Source organism: Pedobacter petrophilus, from assembly GCF_009674725.1.
In the GTDB taxonomy this organism is placed as follows: Bacteria; Bacteroidota; Bacteroidia; order Sphingobacteriales; family Sphingobacteriaceae; genus Pedobacter; species Pedobacter petrophilus.
The window spans coordinates 76673-99768 of the sequence record NZ_WKKH01000005.1; the positions used below are offsets into that span (position 1 = coordinate 76673).

Here is a 23096-nt window from a genome sequence, read left to right on the forward strand (position 1 = left end):
TTTTTTTAACTTCATAAAAAAATCTAATTATGCAATACACTATTTACATTCTCGTTTTCCTGGCGATTATTATTTTGTTAAGCTCATTTGTTACTGTAAAACAAGGAACCATAGCAGTAGTAACTGTTTTTGGAAAATACCGCAGGCAACTCAGGCCAGGATTAAACTTTAAAATCCCTCTAATAGAGCAGATTTATTCCAGGATTTCGATTCAAAACCGCTCTGTTGAGTTATCATTTCAAGCGGTTACCCAGGATCAGGCCAATGTTTATTTTAAAGCAATGCTTTTATATTCTGTTGTCAATCAGGATGAGGAAACCATTAAAAACGTAGCGTTTAAATTTGTTGATGCAACAAATTTAATGCAAGCTTTAATCAGAACTATCGAAGGTTCTATTCGTGCGTACGTAGCTACCCAAAAGCAAGCTAATGTTTTAGCGCAACGCAACGAAATTGTATTACATGTAAAGGAACAAATTGACCAGGTTTTAGATGGCTGGGGTTATCATTTACAAGATCTTCAGTTAAACGACATTACTTTCGATGAAGAAATTATGCGCTCGATGAGCCGTGTGGTTGCATCAAATAACCTGAAAGCTGCCGCAGAAAACGAAGGTCAGGCTTTATTGATTACCAAAACTAAGGGTGCTGAAGCAGATGGTAATGCCATCAAAATTGCAGCTACTGCCGAACGTGAAGCTGCTCAGCTCCGCGGACAAGGTATTGCATTATTCAGGGAAGAAGTAGCAAAAGGCATGACAAACGCCGCGCACGAAATGCAACAGGCGAATTTAGATACCTCAGTAATTCTATTCACCATGTGGACTGAAGCCATTAAACAATTTGCTGAATATGGCGAGGGTAACATCATTTTCTTAGATGGCAGTACAGAAGGCATGAACAAAACCATGAAAGAAATGATGGCCATGCAGTTGAGTCAAAATAATGCTAAAACAACATAAAGCTTTCTTCTTATTAATTTATGCTATCCAAGATTGGTAGCAATTAACAAAAAAATCAAAGCGCATAAAAAAACCGATCAATTAATTGATCGGTTTTTTTATGCTATTAAGTGAATTAGAACTTCTGTACCGGTGAACCTAAATTCATTACATAGTTTCCGGATTGCTGCATGAAATCGCCCATTACTTTTAGCGATTCATCTTCAATAAAGTCAAAAGAATCTTGCTTAGTTACTTTCTCTCCCTTTTTAATTGCTGGCAAACCCCTCAATGCCCTTAACTCATTCTGTCTGGCAAGAGATTTTGCTTCCTGAGCATCACGCTCAGCTTTGAGTTTAACTTCATTCAATGGAACAGAAACTTCTGCATCACGTTTCTTCAAATCAGCTATATCCTGTTTCAAATATTTAAAATCTAACGAGTTTGAAATTCGTTGCTCGCTGTTCTTAATTAAACCAGCTTTAACAGGAGATAAATTGGCTACGGATGTAAAGTTAGAGCGGGGAATAACATCCCAGGGCAATGCAGATGGCTCTGTATCTTCACCAATTTTATCCATTGGATATACCGATGGAAAAACTACATCCGGCATTACACCTTTATGTTGCGTACTGCTGCCGGCCACTCTATAAAATTTAGCCATTGTCAGGTTGATTTGGCCCAGGTTAATATCGGCTACTGCTGTAGAAGTTGGCGAAGTACCCAAGGTCTTATCTCTGGTTACCAAACCAGCTATTTTTTGCAACATACCTGGATTTACCAATTTATTTAAGTCGATAGATGATTGAACAGTTCCTTTACCATAAGTTTGGCTACCCATGATAATTCCACGTCCATAATCCTGAATCGCGCCGGCAAAAATTTCGGATGCAGAAGCACTTAAACGATCAACCATTACCCCGAATGGACCATCCCAGGCTACACCTGCAGTTTCATCTTCATCTACTTCGATTTTACCCCGTAAATCTTTTACCTGTACAACTGGTCCTCTATCAATAAATAAACCAGTTAGGGAAATAGCTTCTACAAGAGAGCCGCCTCCGTTTCCACGTAAATCCATTACAATTGCATCAACCTTGTCGATAGTTTTTAAAGAATCTATCAGTTTCCTAACATCCCTTGTGGTGCTTTTGTAGTTCTTATCACCGGCATTTGCTGCTTTAAAATCAGCATAGAATGCAGGTAACGAAATTACCCCAACTTTATAGCTTTTGCCATTTGAATTAATGGTTTTTACTTTTTTCTTAGCAGACTGATCTTCAAGAATCACCTTTTCTCTCATCATTTCCACAATGACAGGTTTAGAAGACATTTCTTTTCCGACAGGAATTACTTTTAAACGAACTTTAGTTCCTTTGGCGCCTTTGATTTTAGTTACAGTTAAATCTAATCTCCAGCCAACAATATCAACAAAATCATCATTTCCCTGGGCCACTGCGATAATTCTATCACCTGCCGTTAGTTGTTTACTTTTGAAGGCTGGTCCGCCAGGAATAATTTCTGTAATCTTAACGACCTCATTTTCCAATTGTAAACGGGCACCAATCCCTTCGAATGATCTTGACATCTCTTCGTTAAACTCGGTTGCCCTGGTTGGAACAAAATAGTTTGTATGTGGATCAATCGATTCGGTAAACGCATCCATCAGAATCTGAAAAACATCCTGGTTATTGGTTTTAGCCGTTTGAGATTTTAAATTCTGATAACGCTTGGTTAAGGTTTCAACGTTTTTACTTTCTGCAGAACCCGCTAAATTCAGATTTACCAATTCGTACTTTACACGTTTTTTCCAGGTATCGTTTAAAATAGTACCAGATGCTGCCCAAGGCAATTTCTCCCGGTCATAAACGTAAGTATCGTTTTGATTGAAATCATATTTATTTTTAATCTGCGCTAAAGAATAGGTAAAATATTCATTTAACCGTTTGGCATAAACATTATAAATATAGAATGGACCACTTAAATCGCCGTTTTTGAAATCGTCATCAAGTGTAGTCCTATATTTTTCAAATTCTTTGATATCAGATGCCAGAAAATAATTTTTGCCCTGATCTAAAGCTTTGATGTATTTGTCTAAAATCAAAGATGAAATTGAATCGTTTACCTGAACTTTTTTGTAATTATAGCTTTCAATCAGGTTAACCACTTCTTTAATTACAAGTTGCTGCTGCTGATCGGGCATAACATTGGTAACACCATCAACGATTGGCTGAGGTTTTGGTGCGGCGTGACAAGCAATCACAGCGGCAGTAAAAATTATAAAAAATACTCTCTTCAACATCTGTTTAAATGATTTAAAATCCATTTCCAATTCTATATAGCCAATATGATACCATTTCAACGAAAAAACAAAAAAGAGACAGCATTATTACCGTCTCTTGTTAAAACTTATCAAATCTACTAAAAGCTTCTTATTTAACAATTCTTAAAATGCTAACGTTTGATATTATTATTTGTTTTAAGAGATTAAGCGCGAAGACTTTCTGAAAGAGCGGTGATGAATACATTTAAATGCTCAGGCGCCGCCTGTTGCAGGTGAGGATTAAGAAACCCAATATGAATATTATTTGGAACCTGTTTTAGAAGTGGTTTTGCTGGAGATGACTTCTCTGGCGTCGCGTATCTGACCTTTATATTGCGTAATCTTAACCGAATTAGCAAACCATTCTGCTGTTTTCAGGTCTCTCAGGGCCAAAGTAAAATCTTTCTTTTTAATTTTAACTTGTGCTATCCCTAAAATAGATTCGAGGTAGGAGTTATTACTTTTAAGCTGCTTCGCGAGCATACCCTGTTGCGTATAAAACCACATTGACTGGGTAGATTTATTATTTGCCAAATAAACTTTACCAAGTAAGCCGTAGGTATTCATCAGGCCACTTCTGTTGCCTAACTTAGAATAATTTTTGAGCGCAACATTTAGCAAAATTTGTTCGGCATCTGTAAAGCGACCAAGCATATAATGCATATTACTCATTTTTATAATTGCCTGACCGTATAAATTGTAATTTTTTACGGCATTATATTCAAATGCTGCCTTGCCAAATAATGTTAAGGCTTCATTAAAATCGCCTTTTTTCTCCAGGTCCTGAGCTTCTTCAAAGAAAGAATTGCCATCTACAAGGTCAAATTTAGAGATCGAAATTGTAATTGCATTTCCCCCGTTTGGTTCCTGAATGTCAGCTTTATCTATGTTTTGAGCTTGTAATTGAAATGAGGCAAAAAGGCAAATAAGAGCCAATACATTTTTGATCATGCAACAAAAATAATACTTTATATTCAACTTTAGCTAAATACCTCTAAATTAAGATCGAATGATGCCCAAACCATGTATGGATGTGAATTACAATGGTAAATTTCGCCTTGATGAGAAATCCCGATAACACCGGCAAAGCCATCGAATGCTTTCAGTTCTTCAAAAGATTTATCGCAGGCATCTTTCAAGGAAAATCCATCGGTAACTCGAGTAACAATTTTAGCAGCAAGTGCTCCGCCTACAATATCCTCACCCACACCTGTGCATGAAATTCCTGCATAGCGGTTGGCATAGTTTCCTGCTACGGTGGCAGAATCGCTTACACGGCAAGGAATTTCGAATCCTTTACCTCCTGTAGAAGTAGCCACAGCAATGTTGCCGTCAGCATCTAAAGCTACGCAACCCACTGTACCCTTATTGTTTTGTTGATTGCGCTTTTCCTCGTATTCTTTTTGTCGTTGAGCCGTGATGGGATTGAAATATTTAAAATTATTTTTCCTTGCGAATTGCTGCGCACCATCGCCACTAAGTACACGATCATCATATGGTAATAAACGCTTCGCAACTTCAATTGGATTTTTCACCTCTTCTATATTGATTACTCCGCTAAATCTTTCGGTTCTTCCATCCATTAATGAAGCACTTAACCTTACCTTTCCATCACTTTGAATTTGTGAGCCAATCCCGGCGTTAAATAACTCATTATCCTCAAGCAAAGCAACCGTATACACTACCGTTTCTACTGCTGAATGTGTTTCCAGATAGGCATAACCAAGCTTCACAATATCTGCCAATGCATCTTGTTTAGCTTTTTTAGTTTCCTGGTTGGTGGATGACTCACTGAAGAAGCCACCATGTATGATTATTTTCATTTTAGTATAAGGTGTTGAGATGGGAGTAGCAAGATATTAGTATTAAGTATCAAGATAGAAGTAGCAGGTATAAGGTAAGCGCATTAGGAGGTGGGATTAAGAGCTAAACCATCAATACCAAACCCTACCCTTTCTAAATAATCGAACCGACAATAGCCTGTTCTTCCCTCGCTACGCTATTGGAACAACTTTAGGATGATGGATTACTAAGCTATGATCGGTTAAATCATAAACGTCTCCATCGCACATTACATGTACCACCATATTTTTGATGGATACCGGTTGCCCCATTTCGACATCGGTTAAATTTGTATCAGCCATTTGCCGGCCATCTACCAGGATTACCATCCCTGACCCAATAGCTTCCATTATATGCCCGTCTGAAATAAACAAACCGGTATCTTCGCCCAAACCAATGCCCAGAATACCCGGGTTACTTGCCGCAGCATAAAGGAGCCTGCCTATCCGTCCACGCTGAACAAAATGCGTATCTACAATAACATCATCAATAAATCCCAGTCCGCCGGTAATTTTTACTTCGCCTTTAAGCAAAGCATCTTTACTGCTTCCCTGGTAAATCATATTTTTAGAACTTGCTGCAGCTCCTGCTGAGGTACCGGCAATAACCACTGGCTCTGTCTTATATTTTTCTATCAGAATCTGATGAATTTTCGTTCCTCCAAAGATAGACGAAAGCCTGAGCTGATCACCACCAGTGAAAATGATGACTTCGGCAGCTTTAATCCGCTCGTAATTTTCGTCTGAATTGGCCTCTTCCCGATTGGTAACATTTAATACACCAACATTATGAACATCTAACTGTGCGTAAGCCTTGATGTATTCTTCGCCAACTTTCTCAGGCATTAAAGAAGCCGTTGTAATGATTTCGAAACGCGATTCAACATCTTTTACAGATTCTGTAGTAATCCGTTTTAAAATTCCTCTTTCGAAAAAATTCATGTTTTCAGGCAATCCAAATTGCGTTTCAGCGAAGCTGCCTGTATTTATTGCGCCTCCAATAATGATGAGTTTGCCCTTCGGAACCATTTTGTGTGTATTAATATTCTGTCAAAAAACCCAAATATATCAGCTTATGATAAAAAACACGACTTTTTTTGTCAATAATTATGCAATTATTAACAATAGGTGAAATAATTGCGAACAATTTCCCGTAAAGTTATGCCTGTAAACGAAACAAATAGCACCAGAAATTCATTTAGCTATTTGAAGTGTTAGTTTTCAAAATAAATGCATATTTTACAATCATCAATTTTAGCGCTGCTAAGTTGATAAAAGGCCTTCTCAAAATGTTGGCTTTTTTATAAAAAACGATAACCCATTACATGAAGATATATAACATACAAGTATTAAGAGGACCAAATATATGGTCGATAAACCGTAAGAAACTCATCCAGATGAGATTGGATTTAGAGGAACTGGAGCAAAGGCCAACTAATGTTATAGAAGGTTTTAGCGAGAGGATAGAAAAACTACTTCCAAGTATGTTTACTCACCGCTGCTCTAAAGGCGTTGAGGGTGGTTTTTTTTCACGCGTGAAAGAAGGAACCTGGATGGGGCATGTAATAGAACACATTGCCCTGGAAATCCAAACCATCGCCGGGATGGAAACTGGTTTCGGCAGAACCCGCCAAACTAAAACTGAAGGTATCTACAATGTAGTATTTAGCTATCTGGAAGAAAAAGTGGGGGTATATGCTGCAGAAGCGGCTGTGAAAATTGCACAGGCACTGATTGATGGCGAAGAATATGACCTGGAACACGACATTCGCAGAATGAAGGAAATTCGCGAACTGGAAGCGCTTGGTCCGAGTACCGGATCAATTGTTCAGGAAGCGGTAAGTAGAAATATTCCCTGGATCAGGTTAAATAAAAGTTCATTAGTGCAATTAGGCTATGGCAAAAACCAGGTTCGCTTTAGGGCAACAATGACTGAAAAAACCAGTAGCATAGCCGTTGATATTGCCAGTAATAAGGAAGAGACCAAACGTTTATTAACAGAAGCCGCGATTCCTGTTGCATCTGGCGTAACGATTTCAAATCCCGAAGACCTGGAAGCATCGGTTAATAAAGTAGGCTTTCCTTTGGTATTTAAGCCACTGGATGGCAACCATGGTAAAGGTGCAACCATCAATGTTAAAACGATGGAGGTAGCTCGCGAAGCTTTCGAATACGCGAAAACTTATTCCCGCAAGGTAATTATTGAAAAGTTCATTACCGGCTTCGATTTCCGTGTTCTGGTTATTGACCATAAAGTGGTTGCTGCCGCGCAACGCGATCCTGCACACGTACTTGGAAACGGTATTCACACTATTCAGGAGTTAATTGATAAAGAAAATGAAGATCCGAGACGGGGTTACGGGCATGAAAACGTCTTAACCGAAATTGCGGTAGATCGTGATACACTTGATTTATTGGCTAAAAAAGAATATACTTTAGAAACCATTCCTCAAAAAGGTGAAATTGTTTACCTGAAATCTACAGCCAATCTCAGTACGGGCGGAACATCTATCGACGTTACGGATATTGTACATCCACAAAATATTTTTATCTGCGAACGGATTTCCAGGGTAATCGGCTTAGATATCTGCGGTATTGACATCATGGCACAAAATCTTACTCAACCGTTAACTGAAAATGGTGGTGTAGTGCTCGAAGTGAACGCAGCTCCAGGTTTTAGAATGCACCTGGCACCGAGCGAAGGTTTGCCAAGAAACGTTGCAGCCTCTGTGGTAGATATGCTTTATCCGCAAAACAGACTCTCTTCCATCCCGATTATCGCCGTAACAGGTACCAACGGAAAAACGACTACCACCCGGTTAATTGCCCATATTATCCGCAGTAATGGTAAACGTGTAGGTTATACCACCAGTGACGGGGTTTATGTTCACAACACCATGTTGATGAAAGGTGATACTACCGGACCAGTGAGTGCAGAATTTATTTTAAAAGATCCGACTGTTGAATTTGCTGTACTAGAAACCGCCCGAGGTGGTATTTTAAGAGCTGGTTTAGGCTTTAATGCCTGCGATATTGGGGTAATAACCAACATCCAGGAAGATCACTTAGGGATTTCGGACATTCATAACCTTGATGACCTAACGCGTGTAAAAGCTGTTGTGGTTGGTGCAGTTCGCCGTAAAGGATGGGCAGTTTTAAATGCTGACAATGGTTATTGTGTGAAGATTGCCAGAGATGCACGCTGTAATGTGGCTTATTTCAGTATGGATGAAAACAACCCTGTTATTAAAGAACATTGCAAAAAAGGTGGTATCGCAGCAATTTATGAAAATGGTTATATCACCATCAAAACAGGCGATTGGAAGTTGAGGGTTGATAAGGCTACCCATATTCCGTTAACGTTCGGAGGGGCCGTAAACTTTATGATCCAAAACGTTTTGGCTGCAACTTTGGCCACCTACCTATGGGGTTACAAACCAGAAGACATTCGTTTGGCTTTAGAAACTTTTATTCCATCGGCAGCTCACACACCAGGCAGGATGAATATATTCAGATTTAAGGATTTTAAAGTGCTGGTAGATTTTGCGCACAATCCTGATGGATTTAATGGCGTAAAGGCATATTTGCAAAGTGTAGAAGCTACAGAACATGTAGGTATTATTTCCGGAACTGGCGATAGACGTGATGAAGATATTATTGAAACGGCACGCATATCTGCTCAAATGTTCGATAAGATTTATATTTGCCAGGAGAAATATTTAAGAGGCAGACAACAAGATGAACTCATTAATCTCTTGGTTCAAGGCATAAAGGAGGTTGATCCGGATAAGGAAGTGATCATCAACAATAAAAGTACAGAATGTTTGCAAATTGCAATTGAGACCGCTAAAAAAGGATCTTACTTAACGATTTTAAGTAACACTATTGATAACACCATTCAGCGGGTTACCGAACACCTTGATCGGGAACTGGAAGCCTAAAACAAAAAAACTCCTGATGAATCATCAGGAGTTTTTTTATTGACTAAGCTATCTTACGCTTGAGAATCACGTAGCCTTTTGATTTCATCGTGTGAAGTTCTTAACGAAGCTTTTTGATCAGAAATTAACGTTCTGATGTGTGCTGGTAAATCTTCCACCTCTAAAGCCATTTTATAAGCATTTTGAGCTGCATCTTCACCAAACTCACAATTATTTAAAACTGTTTTTCTATCATGACCCGTAAATAATGCTTTCACATCCATCCAGGCTCTGTAAATTTTTCCCGAATTTGTAGTACCTGTATCAATATCATCGCCCAAGGCAGAAATTTCAGTTCCTAAAGCCATTTTATATTTCTGACTTTCTGAAATCATATCTAAAAATAAAGCTTTCAAATCTGCATCCTCATCTTTTAATTCAGTGCGTCCTTTTTCGTACCCTGTAATGCGATCGTTATTTATTTGAACCAGGTCGTTCAATACTTCTGTTGTTAATGTTGTAGTGCTCATGTTTAATAAGTTTTGATGTACTATTTTAACATGATCTACAGGAAATAGTTTGTCATAATTTTTAATTCTTCATTCCCAAAAGTGTTATTCATTAGAAGCCAAACTCTATGTCGATTATTTGCTTATCATTTTATCTCCGCCTATCACAATAAAAAATATTAAAACGTTATTTTAGTTGAACACAATCGAAAAGAGGCATGCAGATTTTAGATGTAATAAATTAAAGAAAGATATTCGCTAAAGAAATCAAGCTGTATGCATTTTATTTTATCACCGCAATGCATACACATCCCTTGATTTTATAATCTCAAATATCCTGATAATATACAATTATACGAGCCACATTCCGATGCAAAACGGATATTATCAGACCGAAGCAGGAAAACAAATGGGGACTGGAAGGCAAAGCAACAATGTAGAGACCATGGCTGAAAAAATCATCAAAACCACCAAATAAATAAGAACATATATGGTAGCTTTTAAAATACTATACTATATTTAGACCAGTCATTGCAAAGACAATAGGGCAATACTAACCGGTAAAAACAAATGATAAATTTAACAGAGACTTCCCGGTTTTTTTTTCTAATCCTGCTTTTGAGCGTTCAAAGTGTATTTTCTCAAAATAAAATTAAAAATACCGTAGGCGTGTACATCCATACTTTATCAATGAAAGGTAGAAATAATGATACTGTCCGGGAATATGCAAAAGACAGCCTGTTTGTATATGGAAGCAAAGTTTTGGAAGAGATAAATAAAACCAGCGAGGCATCTACCGGAAATATTATTCAAAGCAGCCAGGTGTTTTCCGGTTATCAGTTACTTGATCTTAAAACGGATAAATACGCACAGCTTGAAAAGCTGGATAGCAAAGCATCACTAAAGTTTAATCCGATAAAACTAAAGAAGCTTGGTCTGGATATCCATTACCAATATTATGAAAATGAAGCTTTTCAGGAGTCAAGTGATAATAGTGATGGATTAAAACTAAAAAAAATAGTGTACACGAAGAAAAATGGTGCCCAGGATATTCGTTTCACAGTGCTTTTTCGGCCATCATTAGTTCACAACGAGCCTTCATTGATGCCAAACCTGGAATCAAAATTTGGTGGAAGGGTATATAAAATAACAGCGGAAGATCCAAAGACGGGCGAGCGTATCATCCGGCAACTCATTTTTAAACCACTAAATCAAAATCCGGCGATTATATTCCTAAAATCGTTTGGCAAATAGACGGTAGTTTTGCACTCCTCGCATTCATCTTTGCACTCACTTTATAGGTACACATTTCCTATGGCATACCTTTGGTGCAGTAGCCAGCTTTTGCATGTTAAACTATATCTATCTTGTTAATGCGAAAAGGGATTCTTTGGGCATAAAAATCACTGCAAAATTGACCACAGCAACATTTAAGGGTTTCATAAAAGTTTCGTTTTTGCCTTCTGGTAATTTAGTTTTTTATTTTTTCCGATGGCATATGCTAATCCGCCATTTAGATGGTTTAGAAACTTTTCGTCTGTCCAACATTCTTTAGGATGCCCCATAGCGGTGTAAAATGCCCGGCCGCCATCAAAATCATGGTACCAACTGAATGGATGAAAGGTGCCGTTCGTACCGCCCTGATAAGAAGTTTCATCAATCGTGATCAACACTTTGATATCGGGATTAATGTTTTTGAAATTATAAAGTTCGTCTGTATGCATCCAGGCAGCATCTGTTAAAAACTTCGTTGCAGGGTGCTTTGTATCTTTGATTACAAATCTTGCTTCTTGTACTTTAGGGTGACTAACAAAGTAAGCACCGACTAATTTTCCATACCAAGGCCAATCGTATTCGGTATCTGTTGCGGCATGGATGCCAACGAAACCTCCGCCAGCTTGAATATATCGCTCAAATGCAGACTGCTGCGCATCATTCAACACATCACCTGTGGTGCTTAAAAAGATAACAGCAGCATATTTTTTCAGGTTAGCTTCTGTAAATAAATCTGCATTTTCGGTAGTATCTACAGTATAATGATGCAATTGCCCCAGTTGAATAATTGCTTTTTTGCCTTCTTCTATGGATGCATGGCGATAGCCTTTTGTTTTAGAGAAAACCAGAATACGGGGATTGCTTTTTGCAAATGCTACACTTTGCAGGATGATTAGCGCAATCACCATGATAAATATTTTTTTCATAGAAGAATTTGGTTAGACGTTTATATGCTTTTCTGTAATATCTATAAATTTAAGAAAGTTCTTTGATAATTTCTTTACATCGATCTTCGACTTGTTTACAAACGGGGGCAAACAGGGCATTGTCCCAGTAAGGGTCTGCCAATTCATCATCTTCTAAGAAAAGTTTAATCTTTTGCTGCTCTTCCTGCGTTTTTGCTAGGTTCTTCACGTCGCTTAAATTCTTCCGATCCATCACCAGAATCAAATCGTACTTTGAAAACATAGTAGCCGAGAATTGTTGCGCCCTTTGCATGCTGATATCATAGCCAGAATTTTGGGCTGCAGCAATACTTCTATGGTCTGGTGCCTGACCGATGTGCCAGTTTCCCGTTCCGGCGGAAGCAATTTCCCATTTTAAATTTTGCTCTTTTGCCAGATGACGCATTACGCCCTCTGCCAGCGGCGAACGACAAATATTTCCTAAACAAACCATTAAAATTCTCAAACTTATTTAGATTTATAAATATACACAAAGGTATAAGTTCTTCCGTCTTGTTCCGTAGTGGCAGTTTGTGTTAACTTTTTACCATCAAACGATAGCGGTGCGGCAGGAGAACCGGATAAAATGATTTTGTCTCCATCTCTTTTCCAGGTTTTTATACTGGCATCTGTCATCATGTCGCAAAGTGCTCCATTAGCGCCAGCCACGTAGGTGCCATTTTCAGCAAATGAAAGTGATAAATTGGCTACGCAACTTTGTGGCCCTGAGAGCTCGATATAATTATCGCTCGTCTTACCACCCATTTTCATAGCAGGCGTAACCGTTACCGACTCAATTACCCATTTTTTTGAAATAAGCGTTTTATAGTTATCCTTTGTACAGGCAATCGCTGTGCAGATTAAAAGCACAAATAGTAATTTTTTCATATCGTTATCATTTTTGGATTTATATAAGGTAAACGAAAGTAACAATGAATTCGCTACATAAAGAAAAATCCCCCAATTTGTGGAGGATTTGAATTCGATATAATTAAGTTACCCGTAAATGTCGTTAAGCATTTTTGCCAACCTAACGCCACCTTTTAATAACTGCTGGTTCAACGTTTCCGACCAATCAAAGTTGTAACGATAGCTGAGTCTGGAATCTGGCTTCGTTCCATCATAGATTTTGCTACACACGGTATAGGCATCGTAAACACAATCTTTTAAATTGGTGTTTTGCCAGTTGTATAGCTGAACTGCTGATGGATGATTAATTGTCCTGGCAAATTCGGTATAATTTAACTGTTGATATTCGATTAACTGCTCATCCCAAACGCGGTGCAAATTAGATTTTTCGTTAAACCACATCACCGAAACCCTGTTACCACCTAAATCTTCTTTGTGGGCAACATGCATCGGTTGGCATAAATCGCCCGCCATGTGAACCAGCATTCGCAAAGCCAGCTTCTTTTCTGATGCCGTGCTACTCGGGTTTTTCAAAACGGCTGTTAAATCGATGATCTTATTATAAAGATTTGGCGCTTTTTCAGTTTCTAAAATATGGTAAACACCTTGTTTATCCAGCCCACCGGGAAGATTTACAAAATGCCAGTTGTACATATAATTGTAGGTGGAATCTGATTTTATAAAATCTCCCCAATTGGCAGACATTGCCAAAGTTTCTGAACCTAAAATAGACTGAATTGCCTTACGGGTTTTTGATTTTAAATAGCTATCTGCAATTTCCCCTACCACGCGATGGCCAATCATGCCCCAGGCATTTGCTTCAATAGGTAGATAGGCCAGCAAGCCGATGGCTACAGCAGTTGATAATTTCTTTTTAATGGATTTGAATATCATTTTATAATTCTTTTTGAACGCAGGTGATTTTTTCTTTAAGTGATAGTTTAATTTCGCTTTGATCACTTAAGCTTTCGAGGATCAAAGTATCTGCCGATCTTTTTTTGATCAGAAAATTTTTATCATACCGGCCAATGTGATAGCAACCTGATATCTTTTGTTTATAGCTGGCATGTGTATAGGTAGCGCCCACAAACAGTGTATCACCACGAACGGCATAAACACCTTTTGCATACTCTTTCCAAACGCCATTGTTGAAACACGAATCCTCATAGAAGTTTACTTTGCTATGGGTTACCATATCGATATATATGGAATCGCAGGAAATCTTAAAATGGTGTTGGGTATAATTACTTAATTTATGGCTAAACGCGACTGAATCTTCATTCCATACGCCTTGCATAAATTCTTCGCCTTTTCCCTGAATATTTGGCAACCTGGAACAGGAAGAATACAGGAAAACGGCGATGAAAAATATCACATAAAGAAACTTTAATTCATTACTGTTTTTTGGCATTGTTCTTATGAAAAATGTAAAATGTGGTCTCAAAGGAATTCAGGATATTCTAAAATTTTCCATTGAGCAGCTTATTGGCATTTACCATATTATTGATTAGCATAAAGAGTCCGATAGCGAAACAAACTCCACCAGAAAAGCTAATCATTCCTAATACAGAATAATAAAAACTCACTTCTCCAACAGGCATCGCTCTGTCTTGAATTAAATATGGCATTACAAATTGATACATCACACTCAGCAATAAAGTAATTCCCGAACCTATGCACATTAGAACAGAATCAGCCCTTACTATTTTGTTGATATACAGGCAACAAGCAATGAACACCAAAAGTGGCGAAATTATTGAAACCAGGGTAAACAAGAACTGCCACATTGAACCATTCATATCTTTATGTTTATTAATTTGTTATTATTATTTGATCAGTATCAAGCAAGACTTAAAGATAATCTTTAGATCTTTGCCAATGCAGCAAGTTCAAATTAATTAAAGCAGCGTTTTTGAAACTAATCAATAAACCTGCTTTAATTCAGCTAAAAAATCTTTGTATTCAAGCCCGAAGTCTATTTTAAACTTCCAACCATATCTTCCGGACGAACCCATTCATCAAACTGTTCGTTGGTTAATAAGCCTGATTCTACAGCTGCTGCTTTCAAAGTTTTATTTTCTTTATGTGCTTTCTTTGCAATTTTAGCTGCATTCTCATAGCCCACATGTGGATTTAAAGCCGTTACCAACATTAATGAGTTTTGTAAATGTTTCTCAATTTCCGGTAAGTTAGCGGTAATTCCTTCCGCACATTTATCAGTAAATGACACACATGCATCGCCGATTAACCGTGCAGACTGCAATACATTAGCTGCAATCAAAGGTTTAAAAACATTCAATTCAAAATGGCCGGACATGCCGCCTATAGAAACCGCTACATCATTACCCATTACCTGAGCACATACCATTGTTAATGCTTCTGGCTGTGTTGGATTCACTTTACCAGGCATAATGGAAGAACCTGGTTCGTTATCAGGAATTACAATTTCACCAATTCCACAACGCGGGCCGGAACTTAACATCCGCACATCATTGGCAACTTTCATTAAAGCCACCGCTGTGCGTTTTAAAGCACCGGAAAGTTCAACCATAGCATCATGAGCAGCTAAAGCTTCAAATTTGTTTGGAGCAGTAACGAAAGGTAAACCTGTTAAATCTGCAATTTTTTTAGCCACTAAAACATCGTAGCCTTTCGGTGTATTTAAACCGGTACCAACCGCAGTACCTCCCAAAGCTAACTCAGCTACCATTACCAAAGCATTTTTAATTGCCCTGATGCTGTTATCAATTTGTTGTACATATCCGGAAAATTCCTGTCCTAATGTTAATGGTGTAGCATCCATAAAGTGGGTACGGCCGGTTTTAACAATAGAACTAAATTCTTCAACCTTTTTAGCCAAAGCATTTCTTAACTTCTCTAAACCTGGAATGGTATTTTCTACGGTTAATTTATAAGCTGCAATGTGCATCGCAGTTGGATAAGTATCATTAGAAGATTGTGATTTATTTACATCATCATTCGGATGAAGCACTTTTTTATCATCTGCCAATGCGCCACCGTTAATTACGTGGGCACGGTTTGCAATCACTTCATTACCGTTCATGTTACTTTGCGTACCAGAACCGGTTTGCCAGATTACCAATGGAAACTGATCGTCTAAATCGCCTGCAATAATCTCATCGCAAGCTTTTGAAATTAATTCTGCTTTTTCCGCAGAAAGTACGCCAAGCTCCGTATTCGCCAAAGCAGCAGCTTTTTTCAAATAGCCAAAAGCATGAATAATTTCTTTAGGCATAGAACCTTCGGGCCCGATTTTGAAATTATTGCGTGAGCGTTCGGTTTGTGCACCCCAGTATTTATCGGCTGGCACTTGCACCTCGCCCATCGTATCGTGTTCTATTCTGAAACTCATGATAATTTTGATTTTGTTGCCGCAAATTTAAGTTTTTTGCCTATAAAGCAAGGTATTATCTTCGATATTTAAAAGGTATCATTTGAGGCTTATTTGATTATATCTGGAAAAAACCAAAACACGCATCGGTTGCTTTTACAAGGTCAAATCAGACTGTTACCAGCATAACGCCCGGCTTACAAAAATGTAACTGCTCAGATGATGTTAGGTCATAGTTTAGACGCAGTTTCTTCGGCCGGAATTGTCACAGGTCCGAAGCAACCCCGACGCAAATGCATCTTAAAGCCGTATTAACGGTTCAGATAAAACAGGCAAGGAACAATCTAACGGTATCGCAAATTATTGTAGCCGTTATATCAAGAAAGGAGCCAATAGCTAAACCAAAAGATCTTGATTCACAGTAGTGTAGAGATATACGCTAACCAGGGCATGACTTTTTTTAGGTGGTATTTCTATTTTTTAACATTTTCGAAATAGATTAAATTCTGTTCAAAACCATTCAAATTCTAAGTTGATGGTTTCATTTACTATTTTGGCATTTTGTAAATGGGCTTTTAACTGGAGGTTTATGAAAAATTAAACCTTATGAAAAAGATAATCTTCATACTACTCAACCTAATTATTGCGTTTTCCAATGTGAAAGCCCAAAACGGAATCAACTTTAATAAGATGTACTCTGCTGGAGGAAAACTGCTCATGGCCGTAGATAGTTCAGCCAAAAACGTCTATTATTCGAATGTATTCCCTAACCAGCCTAATACATCTTTTAGTTATTTACCCAAAGTAAAAAATATAAGTTTTCAAATTAATTTCAGAAAGAATATTAATATTGAGCATTATCGATACACCATTTTAGTGGATGATAAACCGATAGCGGTAAACAAGTCTATCAATAAAGCGCAACTGATAGACACTCATGCAGGTGGAGATGAAGAAGTATTTAGCTCTACAACACTTGGAACCTTTGCTATAAAAGGCAAAGTAATTACAATATTAGGTTACAGCATTGAGACGCCGCTGGTTATTGATAAAGCCGTTTTTTATGGCAAGTCCCTTCCGAGCGCAAAAATCAAAGCCTTTGCAAAGCGTTTCAAAACCGACAAGGGCGTTGACTATAGCCATATAATCGATCCAAAAGAAGCAACAAAGCTCACTTTTACTGAAAAAGATGATGAACTAACAATTGTCAAAGACAGAACAGATATCGATTACATATATTATACCTCGATAAAAGATAAGCAAACAAATAAAATAATATTCGAATCAACTTCCTGGCAATACGGTGGCATTGTCGACGAAACAAATCAGCTTTCACCTTATTTAAAATTTGATAAAAACATTTTCAAAAAATCGGGAGACTATGAAATTATTATTCAGCCCATGATTAAATGGACTAATTGCCGTAATTGCGATATTTCGCCAAATGAAATAGAAAAATATACAGCCAGGTACACGCTTGCTATAACTTTAGATGAACCAAGAATGTTCTCCGGAAGAACGATGTTAATTTTTGGAATCATTACTCCATTACTACTTGCTGTTATTTTTGTTGCAACACTTATCTACATCAAAAGGAAGGACGCAAAAAAACTTGCTAAACAATATAAAGAGAAAGAAGTCGCCCAACTCCAGCTCAACTCTGTTCGCTCCCAACTAAACCCCCATTTTTTATTTAACGCGCTAGCAGGCATTCAAAACCTGATGAACAAAAACGAAATCGATAATGCCAACCGGTACCTCAACAAATTTGCTCGATTAACCCGTAATGTTTTAGATAATAAAGAACTCATCAGTTTAACAGAAGAAAAAATATTATTAGATGATTACCTTCAAATGGAACAATTGCGTTTTGGTCTTCAATATAAAATCAATTCGACCATAGATTTAGATGTTCAAAATATCGAAATACCTACCATGCTTTTGCAACCCTTTGTAGAAAATGCAGTTAAACATGGCATAGCCGAAAAAGGAAATAGCGGTAATATAGAAATCAATTTTAATAAGCGATCTACCAGTTTGATTCTCGAAATTAAGGATAATGGACAAGGTTTTGATGCCGATCAAACTTACAATGGGTTAGGTTTAACTTTGAGTAAAAACCGAATATCTTTACTAAATACGATTTATAAGGAAACACCTTTTGTTTTAGATATTCAATCTGATTTAAACGGAACAGTAGTTACAATTACTTTAAAACAATGGTTATAAAATGAGGGCAATTTTAGTAGATGATGAGCTGGCAAATTTAGAAAACCTACAGGTTTTACTGGCAAAGAACTGCCCTGAAGTTAAAGTCGTTGCTGTTTCAAATGGCATTGATGACGCTTTTGCAAAAGTAAATCTGCATCGCCCTGATTTGCTTTTTCTCGATATCCAGATGGGAAAAACAACGGGTTTCGATTTGCTAACCTTGCTTACTGAAAAATTTTTTGAAGTTATTTTTGTAACGGCGTATGATAACTACGGAATCCAGGCGGTAAAATTTGCCGCCTTGGATTACCTGCTTAAACCCGTTGACCCAGATGAATTAAAACAAGCTATTTCAAAAGCAGAAGAACGCATTAAAAGTAAAACTAACGGAGAACAATTAAACTTTTTGCTCAATCAAATAAAACTTACAGAACAGGGTGTGCCTAAAATTGCTTTGCCTCAGCTGCACGAAATTCGCTATGTTTCTATTGACGATATTGTACGCTGTGTGGCTGATAATACTTATACTTTTTTCTATTTATTGAGCGGAGAACAAATCTTAATCTCAAAACCGTTAAAAGAATATTCAGATTTATTGAAACCACATGGCTTTGTTCGAGCACATCAAAGTCATTTGGTCAACCCAAAATTTGTTAAAAGCTGGTTAAAAGAAGATGGCGGAACATTATTGATGAGTAATGGAGATAAGATTCCTGTATCAAAACCTAATAGAGAAATGGTTAAGGCGGTGTTGGGGAAGTAGTATTTTTTACTACTAAGACACTAAGTGCACAAAGGAATTTTGCACTATTTTGACCATTGAGGCACGAAGTAATCTTAAAACTATTATTATCCATCCAGCGAACGCATAAAGGATTGCTATGTGCCTCTCAATGACGACCGCCTTAGAAATATGCCTATTAATCACCATTCGACTTTAGTTAAAGGCCCAAAACAAACCATAATATTCTCCGCGAAAATCTCTATGCGCTCCCCGTTTAATAAACCTTTTTGTACTTTTGCGGCTATGTCAGTTATTAAACCCTCATTAGCAAAAGGTACCCGCGATTTCACACCTGTTGAAATGGTAAAACGCAATTTTATTTATGATACCATCAAAACGGTTTTCAAGAAATATGGTTACGCAGAAATTCAAACGCCAAGCTTTGAAAACCTTTCTACCTTAACCGGAAAATATGGTGATGAAGGCGATAAACTGATTTTTAAAATTTTAAATAGTGGAGAATACCTTAAAGATCCTAAAAAGAAATCTTTTGATTTTTCTGAAGAGGAAAACAGCAATAAACTTATCCCGTTGATTTCTGAAAAAGCCCTTCGTTACGATTTAACCGTTCCTTTCGCTCGTTACGTAGTGATGCACCAACACGAAATCACTTTGCCTTTCAAACGTTTTCAGGTGCAGCCGGTATGGCGTGCAGATAGACCACAAAAGGGAAGATACCGTGAATTCTATCAATGCGATGTAGACGTGGTGGGTTCGGAAAGCCTGCTTAACGAAGCTGAATTTATCTTGATATACAATGAGGCTTTAGGAAAATTAGGCCTGAAAGATTTTACCATCAAAATTAATAATAGAAAAATTCTATCCGGTATCGCTGAGATTATAGGTAAACCTGATTTGATAATAGACATGACCGTCGCCATCGATAAACTTGATAAGATTGGTTTGGATGGGGTGAGTAAAGAATTATTAGAACGCGGCTTTACTGAAGATGATTTAGAAAAACTTCGCCCTGTTATTTTATTAGAGGGAAGTAATGAAGAAAAACTAGCAAGCTTAAAAGAAGTTCTTGCCACCTCTGAAACCGGTTTAAAAGGTGTCGCTGAAATAGAAACGGTGTTCAGCTATGTAGAAAGCCTTATTTCTTACACTTTGCCATTAACTGCAAAACTTGAACTGGATATCACTTTAGCACGTGGTTTGAATTACTATACCGGCTGCATTTTCGAGGTAAAAACCAATGAAGTAGCTATGGGCAGCATTGGTGGTGGTGGCAGATATGATGATTTAACCGGCATGTTTGGCTTAAAAGGTTTAACCGGCGTGGGCGTTTCTTTTGGTGCAGATCGGATTTATGATGTGTTGGAAGAATTAAATCTTTTCCCTGCATCGGCAGAAGTAGGCACAAAAGTTCTAATCAGCAATTTCGATGCAGAAGCTGAGAAATATGCTTTACCGATTATACAACAATTCAGAAATGCGGGTATTTCGGCTGAATTATATCCATCTTCAGCTAAACTCAAAAAGCAAATGGCTTACGCTGATGCAAAGAAAATCCCATATGTGGTTTTAATTGGCGGCGATGAAATTGCAACGGGGGAGCTGACATTGAAAGATATGCAAAGCGGCGAGCAAAAAAAACTGACCGTTTTAGGTATCCTGGATTTATTGAAATAAGGTTTTCGATTTTAACCACAAAGCTCACTGAGGTTTCACAGAGGACACAGAGAAATACAGCATTTTTTTTACCACAAAGAACACTAAGTCTTTTATGGCCTCGGGATAACGAGAGCTGAACTTTGTGTTCTCTGTGCATTCTCTGTTTGCTCTGTGTTAAAACTAAGCATCCAACTTTGCGTTTCTTTGCGGAAAACTTAGTGTTCTTTGCGGTTAAACCCTATCGCCCAATCCTCAATAAAATCGGGAAGTGCACATCCTTAACCGCATCATTTCCCCATGCCTCTTTCAACTCGGTAAAAATATATTCCATCGGATTTCTATCATTAGCTTTTTTGTAATGCTGTAACGATGACCAGGTATTTAAATAACCGATTAGCTGATTAAAATTCCAGGTTGTCTTGATTTGAAAATGAGGCGCGCTCACTTCCTCAAAGGGAAAAGGAATAGTTTTATAGCCTTCTTCTATATATCGGCGTTCGCTATCCCAATATTTCCCCAAAATATCTTCATATAATTTATGAATTACCTGGTCTACCTTTTTATCAATCTGCATCAGGCCGTAACCCATCACGGCAATAACGCCAGCTGGTTTCAAAGTGCGTTTTACTTCTGAATAAAATGCTTCGAAATTAAACCAGTGAATGGCTTGTGCTACCGTGACCAAATCAAAACGCTGATCTGGAACATCGGCCCGGTCTGAAGATTCAACCTTGTATAAAATGTTTGGTAACTTAAGTGCCTCATTAAGTTGTTTTTCGCTAATATCGGTAGCATACACCTGTTGGAAGTGCTGAGCCAACACACGCGCCACCTGGCCATTTCCGGTTGCACAGTCCCATGCGGCATCTTTTTTATCTACCAATGCAAATAGAAAATCATATAACTCCTGAGGATAAGTTGGACGATAGATGGCATATTCTGCCGACTGAGTAGAAAAGTTATCTTTCATATTCGTTACAAATTTTAAATGAGTGGAATATTTGTTTATCAACATCTTCTTGCAAATCTGTTATGCTAAAACTATATTACAACTAATACTAAAATAAACAAAAGAGTTAGACTTGTGTTTAACCGTCAAATTAAATTCCCTTTCGATTATGAATAAAACTTCCAAAGAAATTCGGACAGCTGAAAGCGATGACATGAAATACAGGCTAAAGTCGATCTTTGGTGGCTCTGTCGGAAACCTGGTTGAATGGTACGACTGGTATACTTATTCGGCATTTGCCCTATATTTTTCTGATGCCTTTTTCCCGAATAGCAACCCAACAGCACAGCTTTTAAACACTGCCGGAATCTTTGCTGTTGGATTTTTGATGCGCCCTATTGGAGGCTGGCTTTTCGGAAGTATTGCCGATAAAATGGGGCGTAAAAAGTCAATGACTTTATCAGTTCTGATTATGGCCATTGGCTCTTTAATTATCGGCTTTACACCCGGATATAAACAAATAGGAATTGCAGCTCCTCTTCTATTGGTTTTCGCCAGATTAATTCAAGGCCTAAGCACAGGCGGAGAATATGGAACTTCTGCCACCTACCTTAGTGAAATGGCAACAAAGAAACGTCGCGGTTTTTTTTCCAGCTTTCAATATGTTACCCTAATTGGCGGACAATTATTAGCATTAGGCATTCAGTTAATTTTGCAGAACTGGCTCCTCACCGCTGAAGAATTACATCGCTGGGGATGGAGAATCCCATTTTTTATCGGTGCTATCCTTTCTTTTATTGCACTATACCTCAGAAGACATATCGATGAAACAGCAGCTTTCAAAACCAAAGACGCGGAAGAAAAGAAAAGCGGTATTGCTGTCTTAATGAAATATCCCAAAGAAGTTTTTACAGTTGTGGGGTTAACCCTTGGCGGTACAATTGCTTTCTATACTTTCAGCACCTATATGCAAAAGTTTTTAGTAAACACCGTGCATTTAAGCAAGGAAACTTCTACTACCCTTTCCTTTATTTCCTTGTTGGTTTTTGCTATTTTACAGCCTTTATTTGGGTTGTTATCTGATAAAATCGGAAGAAAACCCCTATTGATTGGTTTTGGTGTATTCGGAACGCTTTTTACCGTACCCATTTTAACAGGTATGGCTAGCGAAACCAATACCACTGTTATTTTCTTATTGATGATTGCTGCCCTCATTATAGTAAGTGGTTATACAAGTATCAATGCGGTGGTAAAAGCAGAACTATTTCCAGCCGAAATCAGAGCGCTTGGCGTTGGGTTACCTTATGCATTAACGGTAGCTATTTTTGGCGGAACCGCAGAATATCTGGCCCTTTGGTTTAAGAATATTGGTCATGAAAACTATTTCTACTGGTATGTTACGGGCTGCATTCTAATTTCATTGGTGCTATATACTACCATGAAGGATACTAAACATCATTCGAAGATAGAGGATTAAGCCAGGATTAAAAGGAGAGTGGGATTTTGATGTACCTATTTAAG

The 23096-nt window shown here is 37.9% G+C and carries 20 protein-coding genes; 7 read left to right on the plus strand and 13 right to left on the minus strand.

Annotation, left to right across the window (positions count from 1 at the left end; translation table 11 throughout):
* Positions 1 to 29 precede the first annotated feature (29 nt).
* Positions 30 to 962: an SPFH domain-containing protein gene (locus GJU39_RS04590; protein WP_154279522.1), complete on the plus strand. Its 933-nt coding sequence runs from the start codon at positions 30 to 32 to the stop codon at positions 960 to 962.
* Between the two features lie 115 nt (positions 963 to 1077).
* Here the strand turns inward: GJU39_RS04590 and GJU39_RS04595 are convergent, their stop codons facing one another.
* The 4 genes from GJU39_RS04595 to GJU39_RS04610 form a co-directional block, all read right to left on the minus strand.
* Complete coding sequence (locus GJU39_RS04595) at positions 1078 to 3243, minus strand: carboxy terminal-processing peptidase (protein WP_245227689.1); 2166 nt, start codon at positions 3241 to 3243, stop codon at positions 1078 to 1080.
* A 282-nt stretch (positions 3244 to 3525) separates the two neighbouring features.
* Complete coding sequence (locus tag GJU39_RS04600; protein ID WP_154279524.1) at positions 3526 to 4215, minus strand: tetratricopeptide repeat protein; 690 nt, start codon at positions 4213 to 4215, stop codon at positions 3526 to 3528.
* Between the two features lie 29 nt (positions 4216 to 4244).
* On the minus strand, positions 4245 to 5087 hold the full coding sequence (locus tag GJU39_RS04605; protein WP_154279525.1) for an isoaspartyl peptidase/L-asparaginase: 843 nt from the start codon (positions 5085 to 5087) through the stop codon (positions 4245 to 4247).
* A 171-nt stretch (positions 5088 to 5258) separates the two neighbouring features.
* Positions 5259 to 6134 (minus strand): cyanophycinase, encoded by an 876-nt coding sequence (locus GJU39_RS04610; protein WP_154279526.1) that lies wholly within the window; start codon positions 6132 to 6134, stop codon positions 5259 to 5261.
* Between the two features lie 296 nt (positions 6135 to 6430).
* Between GJU39_RS04610 and cphA the strand changes: the two genes are divergently transcribed.
* Positions 6431 to 9046, plus strand: coding sequence for a cyanophycin synthetase (gene cphA / locus GJU39_RS04615; protein ID WP_154279527.1), 2616 nt, complete (start codon positions 6431 to 6433; stop codon positions 9044 to 9046).
* A 53-nt stretch (positions 9047 to 9099) separates the two neighbouring features.
* Here cphA and GJU39_RS04620 read toward each other — a convergent pair whose 3' ends face one another.
* A complete protein-coding gene (locus GJU39_RS04620; protein WP_154279528.1) occupies positions 9100 to 9555 on the minus strand; it encodes a ferritin-like domain-containing protein in 456 nt (151 codons plus the stop codon).
* A 549-nt stretch (positions 9556 to 10104) separates the two neighbouring features.
* Between GJU39_RS04620 and GJU39_RS04625 the strand changes: the two genes are divergently transcribed.
* Complete coding sequence (locus tag GJU39_RS04625; protein WP_154279529.1) at positions 10105 to 10788, plus strand: hypothetical protein; 684 nt, start codon at positions 10105 to 10107, stop codon at positions 10786 to 10788.
* A 185-nt stretch (positions 10789 to 10973) separates the two neighbouring features.
* On the opposite strand, the gene GJU39_RS04630 is transcribed toward GJU39_RS04625, so the two are convergent.
* From GJU39_RS04630 to fumC, 7 genes are all read right to left on the minus strand, one after another.
* Complete coding sequence (locus tag GJU39_RS04630) at positions 10974 to 11735, minus strand: ThuA domain-containing protein (RefSeq protein WP_154279530.1); 762 nt, start codon at positions 11733 to 11735, stop codon at positions 10974 to 10976.
* A gap of 49 nt (positions 11736 to 11784) precedes the next feature.
* Complete coding sequence (locus tag GJU39_RS04635; RefSeq protein ID WP_154279531.1) at positions 11785 to 12219, minus strand: low molecular weight protein-tyrosine-phosphatase; 435 nt, start codon at positions 12217 to 12219, stop codon at positions 11785 to 11787.
* A 2-nt stretch (positions 12220 to 12221) separates the two neighbouring features.
* Positions 12222 to 12641 (minus strand): hypothetical protein, encoded by a 420-nt coding sequence (locus GJU39_RS04640; RefSeq protein ID WP_154279532.1) that lies wholly within the window; start codon positions 12639 to 12641, stop codon positions 12222 to 12224.
* Between the two features lie 108 nt (positions 12642 to 12749).
* The gene (locus GJU39_RS04645) at positions 12750 to 13556 is read right to left on the minus strand and encodes a S1/P1 nuclease (protein WP_154279533.1); all 807 of its coding nucleotides are present in this window, start codon (positions 13554 to 13556) and stop codon (positions 12750 to 12752) included.
* Between the two features lies 1 nt (position 13557).
* Positions 13558 to 14073, minus strand: coding sequence for a fumarate hydratase (locus GJU39_RS04650; RefSeq protein ID WP_154279534.1), 516 nt, complete (start codon positions 14071 to 14073; stop codon positions 13558 to 13560).
* Between the two features lie 49 nt (positions 14074 to 14122).
* Positions 14123 to 14461: a hypothetical protein gene (locus GJU39_RS04655; protein WP_154279535.1), complete on the minus strand. Its 339-nt coding sequence runs from the start codon at positions 14459 to 14461 to the stop codon at positions 14123 to 14125.
* Positions 14462 to 14637: 176 nt separating this feature from the next.
* Entirely contained in the window at positions 14638 to 16035 is a 1398-nt protein-coding gene (gene fumC / locus GJU39_RS04660) for a class II fumarate hydratase (protein WP_154279536.1), read from the minus strand.
* Positions 16036 to 16620: 585 nt separating this feature from the next.
* Between fumC and GJU39_RS04665 the strand changes: the two genes are divergently transcribed.
* The 3 genes from GJU39_RS04665 (at position 16621) to hisS (ending at position 20644) form a co-directional block, all read left to right on the plus strand.
* Complete coding sequence (locus GJU39_RS04665) at positions 16621 to 18243, plus strand: sensor histidine kinase (RefSeq protein WP_154279537.1); 1623 nt, start codon at positions 16621 to 16623, stop codon at positions 18241 to 18243.
* A gap of 1 nt (position 18244) precedes the next feature.
* Positions 18245 to 18988: a LytR/AlgR family response regulator transcription factor gene (locus GJU39_RS04670; protein WP_154279538.1), complete on the plus strand. Its 744-nt coding sequence runs from the start codon at positions 18245 to 18247 to the stop codon at positions 18986 to 18988.
* 264 nt (positions 18989 to 19252) lie between these two features.
* On the plus strand, positions 19253 to 20644 hold the full coding sequence (gene hisS, locus GJU39_RS04675; RefSeq protein ID WP_154279539.1) for a histidine--tRNA ligase: 1392 nt from the start codon (positions 19253 to 19255) through the stop codon (positions 20642 to 20644).
* 220 nt (positions 20645 to 20864) lie between these two features.
* Here hisS and GJU39_RS04680 read toward each other — a convergent pair whose 3' ends face one another.
* Positions 20865 to 21596 carry a class I SAM-dependent methyltransferase gene (locus GJU39_RS04680; protein WP_154279540.1) on the minus strand — a complete coding sequence of 244 codons (732 nt, stop codon included), beginning with the start codon at positions 21594 to 21596 and terminating at the stop codon, positions 20865 to 20867.
* Between the two features lie 148 nt (positions 21597 to 21744).
* Here GJU39_RS04680 and GJU39_RS04685 point away from each other — a divergent pair, with 148 nt between their 5' ends.
* A complete protein-coding gene (locus GJU39_RS04685; protein WP_209437587.1) occupies positions 21745 to 23052 on the plus strand; it encodes an MFS transporter in 1308 nt (435 codons plus the stop codon).
* Positions 23053 to 23096 lie beyond the last annotated feature (44 nt).

Excerpts from the sequence above, each read along its gene's own strand:
- GJU39_RS04655 (WP_154279535.1), bottom strand. The coding sequence starts at position 14,461 with ATGAATGGTTCAATGTGGCAGTTCTTGTTTACCCTGGTTTCAATAATT.
- GJU39_RS04665 (WP_154279537.1), top strand. The coding sequence starts at position 16,621 with ATGAAAAAGATAATCTTCATACTACTCAACCTAATTATTGCGTTTTCC.
- GJU39_RS04600 (WP_154279524.1), bottom strand. The coding sequence starts at position 4,215 with ATGATCAAAAATGTATTGGCTCTTATTTGCCTTTTTGCCTCATTTCAA.
- cphA (WP_154279527.1), top strand. The coding sequence starts at position 6,431 with ATGAAGATATATAACATACAAGTATTAAGAGGACCAAATATATGGTCG.
- GJU39_RS04670 (WP_154279538.1), top strand. The coding sequence starts at position 18,245 with ATGAGGGCAATTTTAGTAGATGATGAGCTGGCAAATTTAGAAAACCTA.
- GJU39_RS04680 (WP_154279540.1), bottom strand. The coding sequence starts at position 21,596 with ATGAAAGATAACTTTTCTACTCAGTCGGCAGAATATGCCATCTATCGT.
- GJU39_RS04685 (WP_209437587.1), top strand. The coding sequence starts at position 21,745 with ATGAATAAAACTTCCAAAGAAATTCGGACAGCTGAAAGCGATGACATG.
- GJU39_RS04590 (WP_154279522.1), top strand. The coding sequence starts at position 30 with ATGCAATACACTATTTACATTCTCGTTTTCCTGGCGATTATTATTTTG.
- GJU39_RS04610 (WP_154279526.1), bottom strand. The coding sequence starts at position 6,134 with ATGGTTCCGAAGGGCAAACTCATCATTATTGGAGGCGCAATAAATACA.
- GJU39_RS04645 (WP_154279533.1), bottom strand. The coding sequence starts at position 13,556 with ATGATATTCAAATCCATTAAAAAGAAATTATCAACTGCTGTAGCCATC.
- GJU39_RS04620 (WP_154279528.1), bottom strand. The coding sequence starts at position 9,555 with ATGAGCACTACAACATTAACAACAGAAGTATTGAACGACCTGGTTCAA.
- GJU39_RS04605 (WP_154279525.1), bottom strand. The coding sequence starts at position 5,087 with ATGAAAATAATCATACATGGTGGCTTCTTCAGTGAGTCATCCACCAAC.
- GJU39_RS04595 (WP_245227689.1), bottom strand. The coding sequence starts at position 3,243 with ATGTTGAAGAGAGTATTTTTTATAATTTTTACTGCCGCTGTGATTGCT.
- GJU39_RS04630 (WP_154279530.1), bottom strand. The coding sequence starts at position 11,735 with ATGAAAAAAATATTTATCATGGTGATTGCGCTAATCATCCTGCAAAGT.
- GJU39_RS04640 (WP_154279532.1), bottom strand. The coding sequence starts at position 12,641 with ATGAAAAAATTACTATTTGTGCTTTTAATCTGCACAGCGATTGCCTGT.
- fumC (WP_154279536.1), bottom strand. The coding sequence starts at position 16,035 with ATGAGTTTCAGAATAGAACACGATACGATGGGCGAGGTGCAAGTGCCA.
- hisS (WP_154279539.1), top strand. The coding sequence starts at position 19,253 with ATGTCAGTTATTAAACCCTCATTAGCAAAAGGTACCCGCGATTTCACA.
- GJU39_RS04650 (WP_154279534.1), bottom strand. The coding sequence starts at position 14,073 with ATGCCAAAAAACAGTAATGAATTAAAGTTTCTTTATGTGATATTTTTC.
- GJU39_RS04625 (WP_154279529.1), top strand. The coding sequence starts at position 10,105 with ATGATAAATTTAACAGAGACTTCCCGGTTTTTTTTTCTAATCCTGCTT.